Origin of the sequence: Bacillus sp. LJBS06, assembly GCF_016924995.1 — a bacterium.
GTDB classification, from domain to species: Bacteria; Bacillota; Bacilli; order Bacillales; family Bacillaceae; genus Bacillus; species Bacillus stercoris.
In genome coordinates this window covers 2,541,210-2,552,482 of sequence record NZ_CP070483.1, presented here as the reverse complement: position 1 = coordinate 2,552,482, position 11,273 = coordinate 2,541,210, and the positions used below count along the sequence as shown (strand labels likewise).

Below are 11,273 nucleotides of genomic sequence, written 5' to 3'. Positions count from 1 at the left end.
TATTTTACATTTTTAGAAATGGGCGTGAAAAAAAGCGCGCGATTATGTAAAATATAAAGTGATAGCGGTACCATTATAGGTAAGAGAGGAATGTACACATGAACAGACAAGAATTAATAACAGAAGCTTTAAAAGCGCGTGATATGGCATATGCGCCGTATTCCAAGTTCCAAGTAGGAGCCGCTCTTCTTACCAAGGATGGAAAAGTGTACAGAGGCTGCAACATTGAGAACGCTGCATACAGCATGTGCAATTGCGCTGAGCGTACCGCTTTATTTAAAGCTGTTTCTGAAGGGGATACAGAGTTTCAGATGCTGGCCGTTGCGGCTGACACCCCTGGACCGGTATCTCCGTGCGGAGCCTGCCGCCAGGTGATTTCTGAGCTTTGCACAAAGGACGTTGTTGTCGTACTGACTAATTTACAAGGACAAATAAAAGAAATGACTGTGGAAGAATTACTGCCAGGCGCATTTTCATCGGAGGATTTACATGACGAACGAAAGCTTTAAATCAGGATTTGTATCCATTATTGGAAGACCAAACGTAGGAAAGTCTACATTTTTGAACAGAGTCATAGGGCAAAAAATCGCGATCATGAGCGATAAGCCCCAAACGACGAGAAACAAGGTGCAAGGGGTATTAACGACAGGCACATCACAAACCATTTTTATTGACACACCAGGGATTCATAAACCTAAGCATAAGCTCGGGGACTTTATGATGAAAGTGGCGCAAAATACATTAAAAGAAGTTGATTTGATCTTGTTTATGATCAATGCCGAGGAAGGCTACGGGAAAGGCGACGAATTCATCATTGAGAAATTGCAGCAGATGTCTACGCCTGTATTTTTAATCGTAAACAAAATTGATAAAATTCATCCCGACCAATTGCTTTTGTTAATTGACGAATACCGCGGACGTTATCCTTTTAAGGAAATTGTTCCGATTTCTGCTCTAGAAGGAAATAACATCGAAACATTGCTCGCTCAGATTGAAGCGTATTTGCCGGAAGGGCCGCAATTCTATCCGAGTGATCAGGTCACCGACCACCCAGAGCGATTTATCATTTCTGAATTAATCAGGGAAAAGGTGCTGCATTTGACGAGAGAAGAAATCCCGCACAGCATTGCGGTGGCCATCGAATCCATCAAAGGGCAGGACAACGGTTCTGTGCATGTAGCGGCAACGATTGTGGTCGAGCGGGATTCCCAGAAAGGCATCGTGATTGGTAAAAAAGGAAGCCTTCTGAAAGAGGTCGGAAAAAGAGCGAGGGCGGATATTGAAGCACTGTTAGGCTCCCGTGTCTACCTTGAATTGTGGGTGAAAGTGCAGAAAGATTGGCGCAATAAAATGTCCCAGCTTCGCGATTTTGGCTTTAAAGAGGACGAATATTAATCTCTTGCCGTGTGGGACATTATCTCACAGGAACAGGGATACATTAGCAAATTTTGTTTAACATGAAATGGAGGACATCTGGTCAAGATAAAGGTAAGAATTTGGAATTTAGGTAAGCTAGTTTAACTACAGAAAGGTGGGTTTCTTGTGTTGAATTTTACCTGGAACGTATTTTCTCAAACAGGAAATGTTGATACGTATCTTCTTTTTAAAGAACTGGAAAAAGAGAACATGGAAAGACCCGAAGAACTAGAAGATGAGCTAGCCCGATTTGATTATCCAATTTTATAAACCTCTTGGCCGCTCCTGCTTTAGGAAGGTGCGGAAATGCTGACAAAATGTGAAGGGATCGTTCTTCGCACAAATGATTACGGAGAGACGAATAAAATCGTAACATTACTGACAAGAGAACACGGAAAAATAGGTGTTATGGCACGAGGCGCCAAAAAACCGAACAGCCGTTTATCAGCAGTCAGCCAGCCCTTTTTGTATGGTTCATTTTTAATGCAAAAAACATCAGGCCTCGGAACGCTTCAGCAGGGGGAAATGATCCTCAGCATGAGAGGCATCAGGGAAGACTTGTTTTTAACAGCCTATGCCGCATATATTGCTGAATTAGTCGACAGAGGCACAGAGGAAAGAAAGCCAAATCCTTATTTATTTGAATTTATATTAGAATCACTAAAACAGCTGAATGAAGGAACAGATCCGGATGTTATCACCTTCATTGTTCAAATGAAGATGCTCGGTGTCATGGGGCTGTATCCTGAGCTGAATCATTGTGTACATTGTAAAAGCCAAGACGGAACTTTTCATTTTTCTGTCCGTGATAATGGTTTTATATGCCATCGCTGTTTTGAAAAAGATCCTTACAGGATTCCGATTAAACCGCAAACAGCAAGGCTGTTGAGACTCTTTTATTACTTCGATCTGTCGAGGCTGGGCAATGTGTCCTTAAAAGAGGAAACAAAAGCTGAATTAAAGCAAGTGATTGATTTGTATTACGAAGAATATTCAGGGTTATATTTAAAATCAAAGCGCTTTTTAGATCAAATGGAAAGCATGAAACATCTTATGGGTGAAAACAAAAGTTGACATCTGGTCCATCTTTTTATATGATCATTTATTATAAAATATGTTGCAGTGAGAGAAAGAAGTACTTGCGTTTACCTCATGAAAGCGACCTTAGGGCGGTGTAAGCTAAGGATGAGCACGCAACGAAAGGCATTCTTGAGCAATTTTAAAAAAGAGGCTGGGATTTTATTCTCAGCAACTAGGGTGGAACCGCGGGAGAACTCTCGTCCCTATGTTTGCGGCAGGCAAGCATAGAGACGGGAGTTTTTTGGTTGCTGCCGCAGTCATTTTATGAAAGAAAAGTGGAGGTGCTTGAAATGAATATTCAAGACATGATTCTTACCTTGCAAAAGCATTGGTCCAGTCAGGGCTGTGTGCTTATGCAGGCTTACGATGTAGAAAAAGGAGCCGGCACGATGAGCCCGTATACATTTTTGCGCAGCATCGGCCCTGAGCCGTGGAAAGTGGCTTATGTAGAGCCTTCAAGACGCCCTGCAGACGGCCGATACGGGGAGAACCCAAACAGATTGTATCAGCATCATCAGTTCCAGGTCATTATCAAACCGTCTCCTGATAACATTCAAGAGCTGTATTTAGATTCCTTGCGGGCTCTCGGAATTGATCCGCTTGAGCACGATATTCGTTTTGTTGAAGACAACTGGGAGAATCCGTCTTTAGGCTGTGCGGGTCTTGGCTGGGAAGTATGGCTTGACGGAATGGAAATTACACAATTTACGTATTTCCAGCAGGTCGGAGGACTTGAATGTAAACCGGTTTCAGTAGAAATTACGTATGGAATCGAGCGTCTCGCGTCTTATATCCAGGATAAAGAAAATGTTTTCGACTTGGAATGGACGACAGGGTTTACAGTAAAAGATTTATTCATGATGGCTGAATATGAGCATTCCGTTTATACATTTGAAACGTCAGACGTCGATATGCTGTTCCAACTGTTCAGCACATATGAAAAAGAAGCGATCAAGCAAATGGATAACGGACTTGTTCATCCAGCATATGACTATGTGCTGAAGTGCTCGCACACCTTCAATCTGCTTGACGCCAAAGGTGCGATCTCTGTTACCGAGCGGACGGGCTATATCGCAAGAGTGCGGAATTTAGCTAGAAAAGTAGCAAAAACCTATTATGAGGAACGAGAAAAACTAGGGTTCCCAATGCTTAAAGGGGAGGGTTCTTCTCATGAGTAAACAGGATTTACTTTTAGAGATCGGATTAGAGGAAATGCCGGCGCGCTTTTTGAATGAAAGCATGGTTCAGCTTGGCGAGAAGCTGACAGGCTGGCTTAAAGAAAAAAATATTACTCACGGTGATGTGAAGCTCTTCAATACACCGAGACGTCTTGCTGTGTTCGTTAAGGATGTTGCAGAAAAGCAGGATGATATAAAAGAGGAAGCAAAAGGACCTGCGAAAAAAATTGCCCTAGATGCAGACGGAAACTGGACAAAAGCGGCAATCGGATTTTCAAAAGGCCAAGGCGCGAATGTGGAAGACCTGTACATCAAAGAAGTAAAAGGCACAGAGTATGTATTCGTGCAAAAATTCCAAGCCGGCCAAGAAACGAAATCGCTTCTGCCAGAACTGAGCGGTTTAATTACAAGCTTGCATTTCCCGAAAAACATGCGCTGGGGAAATGAAGATTTGCGTTATATCCGACCAATCAAATGGATTGTCGCTTTATTTGGACAGGATGTCATTCCATTTTCGATCACAAACGTTGAATCTGGACGAACAACACAGGGACACCGTTTTCTCGGACATGAAGTATCAATTGAATCACCTTCAGCTTATGAAGAGCAGCTGAAAGAACAGCATGTTATTGCTGATCCTAACGTCCGAAAGCAAATGATTCAATCTCAGCTGGAGGCAATGGCTGCTGAAAACAATTGGAGCATTCCGGTTGACGAAGACCTTCTTGATGAAGTGAATCATTTAGTAGAATACCCGACAGCTCTTTACGGTTCATTTGAATCTGAGTTTCTGTCAATTCCTGAGGAAGTGCTTGTCACGACAATGAAAGAGCATCAGCGCTACTTCCCTGTCAAAGACAAAAACGGTGACTTGCTGCCTCACTTTATCACAGTCCGAAACGGCAACAGCCACGCGATCGAAAATGTGGCCCGAGGCAATGAAAAAGTGCTGCGCGCGCGTTTGTCTGATGCTTCATTCTTCTACAAGGAAGATCAGAAACTGAACATTGATGCAAACGTGAAGAAGCTTGAAAACATTGTGTTCCATGAAGAGCTTGGTTCTCTAGCTGATAAGGTTAGAAGAGTCACATCAATCGCAGAGAAGCTTGCCGTTCGTCTCCAGGGTGATGGAGATACGTTAAAACATGTGAAGCGAGCTGCTGAAATTTCTAAATTCGACCTTGTCACGCATATGATATATGAATTCCCTGAACTTCAAGGAATTATGGGCGAAAAGTATGCGAGAATGCTTGGTGAAGATGAAGCTGTGGCTGCGGCAGTCAATGAACATTATATGCCTAGATCAGCTGGCGGAGAAACGCCTTCTACTTTTACAGGAGCTGTTGTAGCAATGGCGGATAAGCTTGACACAATCGCTTCATTCTTCTCAATCGGCGTTATTCCGACCGGTTCTCAGGACCCTTACGGACTGCGCCGCCAGGCAAGCGGTATTGTTGCGATTCTTCTTGACCGCAACTGGGGAATTTCATTTGAAGAGCTGCTTACTTTCGTTCAAACTGATAAAGAAAATGAACTGCTGGATTTCTTTACTCAGCGCCTGAAATATGTCTTGAATGCTGAACAAATCAGACATGATGTCATCGACGCCGTGCTGGAAAGCTCTGAGCTTGAGCCATACTCAGCGCTGCATAAAGCGCAAGTGCTGGAACAAAAGCTTGGTGCACCTGGCTTTAAGGAAACAGCTGAAGCGTTAGGCCGAGTGATCTCTATCAGCAAAAAAGGAGTCCGCGGAGACATTCAGCCTGATCTGTTTGAAAATGAATACGAAACAAAGCTGTTTGATGCCTACCAAACAGCGAAGCAAAATCTGCAGGAAAACTTCAGTAAAAAAGATTATGAGGCGGCGCTTGCTTCACTTGCAGCCTTAAAAGAACCGATTGATGCTTACTTCGACCATACAATGGTTATAGCGGATAATGAGGCATTAAAGGCAAATCGTTTAGCGCAAATGGTAAGCTTGGCGGATGAGATCAAGTCCTTTGCGAATATGAATGCCCTTATTGTAAAATAAAGAGAGAAAAGGCGGTTGCTGTGTGATCGGTAATCGTCTTTTCCCCATTTATAAGTTTTTTGTTTGATTACAAGATATTTACGCTATAATATGGATTATTATTTCTTTACATAGCTATGAAGTGAAAAGGTGGTGAGTACGATCGAACTAAATAAACGGCAAGAACATATTTTGCAGATTGTAAAAGAAAACGGGCCGATTACAGGGGAGCATATTGCAGAAAAGCTGAACCTAACCAGGGCGACATTGCGTCCGGATTTAGCCATACTCACCATGTCAGGATTCCTCGAGGCGCGCCCGAGAGTCGGTTATTTCTATACGGGAAAAACCGGCACACAGCTTTTAGCGGATAAACTCAAAAAGCTTCAGGTGAAAGACTTTCAATCTATCCCCGTAGTGATTCACGAAAACGTTTCTGTGTACGATGCGATTTGCACCATGTTTTTAGAAGATGTAGGTACTCTGTTTGTGGTGGACCGCGATGCTGTTTTAGTCGGGGTGCTTTCACGAAAGGACTTGCTCAGAGCGAGCATTGGCCAGCAGGAGCTTACATCGGTCCCTGTTCACATCATCATGACAAGGATGCCGAACATTACGGTGTGCAGACGTGAGGATTATGTAATGGACATTGCAAAGCACTTAATAGAAAAACAAATTGATGCGCTGCCTGTCATCAAAGATACCGATAAAGGCTTTGAAGTGATCGGCAGAGTGACAAAAACAAATATGACAAAAATACTTGTCAGTTTATCTGAAAATGAAATCCTATAAGATTACAAACTAACGGGGGGATAATATGAATAACCGCATCATCTATGTTGTATCGGATTCCGTCGGTGAAACGGCCGAATTGGTAGTAAAAGCAGCACTCAGCCAATTTAACGGATCGGCGGATGATACACATGTAAGAAGAATTCCTTATGTTGAAGATATAGGCACTATCAATGAAGTGATTTCACTTGCAAAGGCAGACGGCGGCATTATCTGTTTTACACTCGTGGTGCCGGAAATCAGAGAATATTTGATAGCCGAAGCGGAAAAAGCAAATGTTTTATATTATGATATTATCGGCCCGTTAATTGATAAAATGGAAACGGCCTACGGTTTAACAGCGAAATACGAACCGGGGCGGGTCCGCCAGCTTGATGAAGATTATTTCAAAAAAGTGGAGGCCATCGAGTTTGCAGTTAAATACGATGATGGACGTGATCCAAGAGGGATTTTAAAAGCTGATATCGTTTTGATCGGCGTCTCAAGAACGTCTAAAACACCGCTGTCTCAATATCTCGCTCACAAGCGCCTGAAGGTTGCCAATGTTCCGATTGTACCTGAGGTTGATCCACCGGAAGAACTTTTTAACGTTGATCCGAAAAAATGCATCGGCTTAAAGATTAGCCCTGATAAACTGAATCATATCAGAAAAGAACGCTTAAAATCACTCGGGCTTAATGATAAAGCGATTTATGCAAATATCAACCGAATCAAAGAGGAACTGGAGTATTTCGAAAAGATTGTGGATCGGATCGGCTGCCAGGTTGTTGATGTTTCAAATAAAGCGGTTGAAGAAACAGCGAATATTATCCATCATCTCAAAACAAAAAACTTATAACTCAGGACGCTCTATCCTGGGTTTTTGGCTATGCCAAAAGGGAATAATGAAAAACAATAGCTTCTTTGCGAAGTTTGTATTATAATAAAAAATTGTGATAAAATGATTAATTTTAGGTTTAAGGATCGTGTGATACGAATAAACTATTATGGGTAAGATGTCAAGAATTTCTCCCGGAAATTTTTCGACAAATTCATATACATCCGCAATAATAAAGGATGTGCGATTTTGCTTGCTTTTATGCAGGAGTTTAATGGAGGGATGGAGAATTACTCTTCTTAATGAACAAGAAAAGACGATTTTTGTCGATGCTGATGCTTGTCCGGTAAAAGATGAAATTTTACAAACAGCATCCGAGTATGAAGTTCAAGTTCTTTTTGTCGCTTCATTTGAACATTATCAGCTTTCCAGAAGCAATGAAGAAAAATGGAAGTATGTTGATCCTCATAAAGAAGCTGCTGATTTATATATCGCAAATCACGTAAAACCGGGAGATATTGTTGTGACGCAGGACATCGGATTAGCATCTCTGCTGTTGAACAGAAATGTCTCCGTTATGTCGGAAAGAGGTCGTCTTTACAAAGAAGACACGATTGATTTTGCTCTTGAGAGCCGTCATTTTTCCGGCAAACAAAGGAGAAAAGGCGTATACGCCAAAGGGCCTAAAAAATTGAATAAAGAAGATCGAGAACGATTTATTACACTGCTGCAAAAAATCCTGTCGAACGATGAAGGGATTTTGCACTAAAGCATCGAATAATGTACGACGGAGTGTTATAAGATGGGAAATCGGATACCAGATGAAATTGTGGATCAGGTGCAAAAGTCGGCAGATATCGTTGAAGTCATAGGTGATTATGTTCAATTAAAAAAGCAAGGCCGAAACTACTTTGGACTCTGTCCTTTTCATGGAGAAAGCACACCTTCGTTTTCCGTATCGCCCGACAAACAGATTTTTCATTGCTTTGGCTGCGGAGCGGGCGGCAATGTTTTCTCTTTTTTAAGGCAGATGGAAGGCTATTCATTTGCCGAGTCGGTTTCTCACCTTGCTGACAAATACCAAATTGATTTTCCAGATGATATAACAGTCCATTCCGAAGCTCGGCCAGAGTCTTCTGGGGATCAAAAAATGGCTGAGGCACATGAGCTCCTGAAGAAATTTTACCATCATTTGTTAATAAATACAAAAGAAGGTCAAGAGGCACTGGATTATCTGCTTTCCAGGGGCTTTACGAAAGAGCTGATTGATGAATTTCAGATTGGCTATGCTCTTGATTCTTGGGACTTTATCACGAAATTCCTTGTGAAGAGGGGATTTAGTGAGGCGCAAATGGAAAAAGCGGGTCTTCTGATCAGACGCGAAGACGGAAGCGGATATTTCGACCGCTTCAGAAACCGTGTCATGTTTCCGATCCATGATCATCACGGGGCTGTTGTTGCTTTCTCAGGCAGGGCTCTTGGCAGCCAGCAGCCTAAGTATATGAACAGTCCTGAGACTCCGCTTTTTCATAAAAGTAAACTGCTTTACAATTTCTATAAGGCCCGTCTTCATATCAGAAAGCAGGAAAGAGCAGTCTTATTTGAAGGGTTTGCCGATGTCATATCGGCTGTAAGCTCGGGTGTAAAAGAAAGCATAGCCACGATGGGAACGTCTCTTACAGATGATCATGTCAAGATCCTGAGAAGAAACGTCGAAGAAATCATTCTTTGCTATGACTCTGATAAAGCCGGTTATGAAGCCACCTTAAAAGCTTCGGAGCTTCTGCAAAAAAAAGGGTGCAAAGTCAGAGTTGCAATGATTCCTGACGGATTGGACCCTGATGATTACATCAAAAAATTCGGCGGGGAAAAATTTAAAAACGACATTATTGACGCCAGTGTCACCGTAATGGCATTTAAAATGCAATATTTCCGAAAAGGAAAGAACCTGTCCGATGAAGGCGATCGCCTGGCTTACATTAAAGACGTACTGAAAGAAATCAGCACGCTTTCAGGGTCTCTAGAGCAGGAAGTCTATGTAAAACAGCTTGCTTCAGAGTTTTCGCTTTCACAGGAGTCTTTAACTGAGCAGCTGTCTGTTTTCAGCAAGCAAAACAAACCTGCTGACAATGGCGGTGAAACAAAAACACGGCGAGCGCATTTGACGACAAAAGCAAGGCAAAAACGTTTGCGCCCGGCGTATGAAAATGCAGAAAGGCTGTTACTCGCTCACATGCTTCGAGATCGGAGCGTCATAAAAAAAGTGATTGACCGGGTAGGGTTTCAATTTAATATTGATGAGCACCGAGCATTAGCCGCTTATCTTTATGCTTTTTATGAAGAGGGAGCCGAGCTGACGCCCCAGCATCTGATGGCCAGGGTGACAGATGATCATATAAGCCAGCTCTTGTCTGATATATTAATGCTTCAGGTTAATCAAGAGCTTAGCGAAGCTGAGTTATCAGATTATGTAAAAAAAGTGTTGAATCAAAGAAATTGGTCAATGATAAAAGAAAAAGAGGCGGAAAGAGCCGAAGCCGAAAGGCAAAAAGATTTTTTAAGAGCTGCTTCTCTGGCTCAAGAAATCGTTACATTGAACCGATCTTTAAAATAACTGGAAAACTGATGAGAAGCATTTATTGGCAATGATTCCTTGCGGAGGAGCAAATAGATCGCTTAACCTCATCATGAATTGTCATTTCATTATTCGCACATTTGTTAAAGGCAGTTCATATAGAAAACGCCTGAATGGACCGAATAAGAATCATACCGCTTATAGAATTCGTTGCAAGCTTTGGAAGGAGGGATCCATAATGGCTGATAAACAAACCCACGAGACAGAATTAACATTCGACCAAGTAAAAGAGCAATTAACAGAGTCTGGTAAAAAACGTGGCGTTTTGACATATGAAGAAATCGCTGAGCGTATGTCCAGCTTTGAAATTGAATCAGACCAAATGGATGAGTATTATGAATTTTTAGGTGAACAAGGTGTTGAATTAATTAGTGAGAATGAAGAAACAGAAGATCCTAATATTCAGCAGCTTGCCAAAGCCGAAGAAGAATTTGACCTTAATGACCTTAGTGTACCGCCTGGCGTTAAAATCAATGACCCAGTTCGTATGTATTTAAAGGAAATCGGTCGGGTTAACCTTCTATCTGCAAAAGAAGAAATCGCCTACGCTCAAAAGATTGAAGAAGGTGACGAAGAATCTAAACGCAGATTGGCTGAAGCGAACCTGCGGCTTGTTGTCAGTATCGCAAAACGGTATGTCGGACGCGGTATGCTGTTCCTTGACCTGATCCAAGAAGGAAACATGGGTCTGATGAAAGCCGTTGAAAAATTTGATTATCGCAAAGGTTATAAATTCAGTACGTATGCTACGTGGTGGATCAGACAGGCGATTACACGCGCTATTGCCGATCAGGCGAGAACGATCCGGATTCCCGTTCATATGGTGGAAACCATTAATAAATTAATCCGTGTGCAGCGTCAATTGCTTCAAGACTTAGGCAGAGAACCAACACCTGAAGAAATTGCGGAAGATATGGATTTAACGCCTGAAAAAGTACGCGAAATCTTAAAGATTGCACAAGAGCCGGTATCACTGGAAACACCGATCGGTGAAGAGGATGACTCACACCTTGGTGATTTTATTGAAGACCAAGAAGCAACTTCACCTTCAGATCACGCCGCATACGAGCTGTTAAAAGAGCAGCTGGAAGATGTACTTGATACGTTAACTGATCGTGAAGAAAATGTATTGCGTCTTCGATTCGGTCTTGATGATGGCCGTACAAGAACATTAGAAGAGGTCGGCAAAGTATTTGGAGTGACGAGAGAGCGTATTCGACAAATCGAAGCCAAAGCGTTGCGGAAACTAAGACATCCTAGCAGAAGTAAACGTTTGAAAGATTTCCTCGAATAAGATGGAACGGGTCTTGCAGATCCGTTCTTCTTTTTTTAAAAAAGATATAT

The 11,273-nt window shown here is 42.2% G+C and carries 11 protein-coding genes and 1 other annotated feature; all 11 genes read left to right on the top strand.

The window, feature by feature from the left end:
* Nucleotides 1-98: 98 nt before the first annotated feature.
* The 11 genes from JQX68_RS12960 (at nt 99) to rpoD (ending at nt 11,223) form a co-directional block, all read left to right on the top strand.
* Nucleotides 99-509 (top strand): cytidine deaminase, encoded by a 411-nt coding sequence (locus JQX68_RS12960; protein ID WP_014664646.1) that lies wholly within the window; start codon nt 99-101, stop codon nt 507-509.
* Nucleotides 490-1,395, top strand: coding sequence for a GTPase Era (era, locus tag JQX68_RS12955; protein WP_014664645.1), 906 nt, complete (start codon nt 490-492; stop codon nt 1,393-1,395). The genes JQX68_RS12960 and era overlap by 20 nt, the downstream gene beginning before the upstream one ends.
* Before the next feature lie 147 nt (nt 1,396-1,542).
* Nucleotides 1,543-1,686, top strand: a complete 144-nt coding sequence (locus tag JQX68_RS12950; protein WP_003230053.1) for a YqzL family protein — start codon at nt 1,543-1,545, stop codon at nt 1,684-1,686.
* Between the two features lie 36 nt (nt 1,687-1,722).
* Entirely contained in the window at nt 1,723-2,490 is a 768-nt protein-coding gene (gene recO / locus JQX68_RS12945; protein ID WP_014664644.1) for a DNA repair protein RecO, read from the top strand.
* A gap of 39 nt (nt 2,491-2,529) precedes the next feature.
* Nucleotides 2,530-2,704: a binding site (T-box leader), on the top strand.
* Between the two features lie 82 nt (nt 2,705-2,786).
* A complete protein-coding gene (gene glyQ, locus JQX68_RS12940; protein ID WP_040083765.1) occupies nt 2,787-3,674 on the top strand; it encodes a glycine--tRNA ligase subunit alpha in 888 nt (295 codons plus the stop codon).
* Nucleotides 3,667-5,706: a glycine--tRNA ligase subunit beta gene (gene glyS, locus JQX68_RS12935; protein ID WP_147772252.1), complete on the top strand. Its 2,040-nt coding sequence runs from the start codon at nt 3,667-3,669 to the stop codon at nt 5,704-5,706. Before glyQ ends, glyS begins: the two co-directional genes overlap by 8 nt.
* Before the next feature lie 132 nt (nt 5,707-5,838).
* Nucleotides 5,839-6,477, top strand: a complete 639-nt coding sequence (gene ccpN / locus JQX68_RS12930; RefSeq protein ID WP_003237058.1) for a transcriptional regulator CcpN — start codon at nt 5,839-5,841, stop codon at nt 6,475-6,477.
* A gap of 25 nt (nt 6,478-6,502) precedes the next feature.
* Nucleotides 6,503-7,315 carry a pyruvate, water dikinase regulatory protein gene (locus tag JQX68_RS12925; protein WP_014664641.1) on the top strand — a complete coding sequence of 271 codons (813 nt, stop codon included), beginning with the start codon at nt 6,503-6,505 and terminating at the stop codon, nt 7,313-7,315.
* A gap of 253 nt (nt 7,316-7,568) precedes the next feature.
* Nucleotides 7,569-8,063 (top strand): YaiI/YqxD family protein, encoded by a 495-nt coding sequence (locus JQX68_RS12920; protein ID WP_071578553.1) that lies wholly within the window; start codon nt 7,569-7,571, stop codon nt 8,061-8,063.
* 33 nt (nt 8,064-8,096) lie between these two features.
* Nucleotides 8,097-9,908 carry a DNA primase gene (dnaG, locus tag JQX68_RS12915; protein ID WP_071578554.1) on the top strand — a complete coding sequence of 604 codons (1,812 nt, stop codon included), beginning with the start codon at nt 8,097-8,099 and terminating at the stop codon, nt 9,906-9,908.
* 199 nt (nt 9,909-10,107) lie between these two features.
* The gene (gene rpoD, locus JQX68_RS12910) at nt 10,108-11,223 is read left to right on the top strand and encodes an RNA polymerase sigma factor RpoD (protein ID WP_003226225.1); all 1,116 of its coding nucleotides are present in this window, start codon (nt 10,108-10,110) and stop codon (nt 11,221-11,223) included.
* Nucleotides 11,224-11,273: the final 50 nt, after the last annotated feature.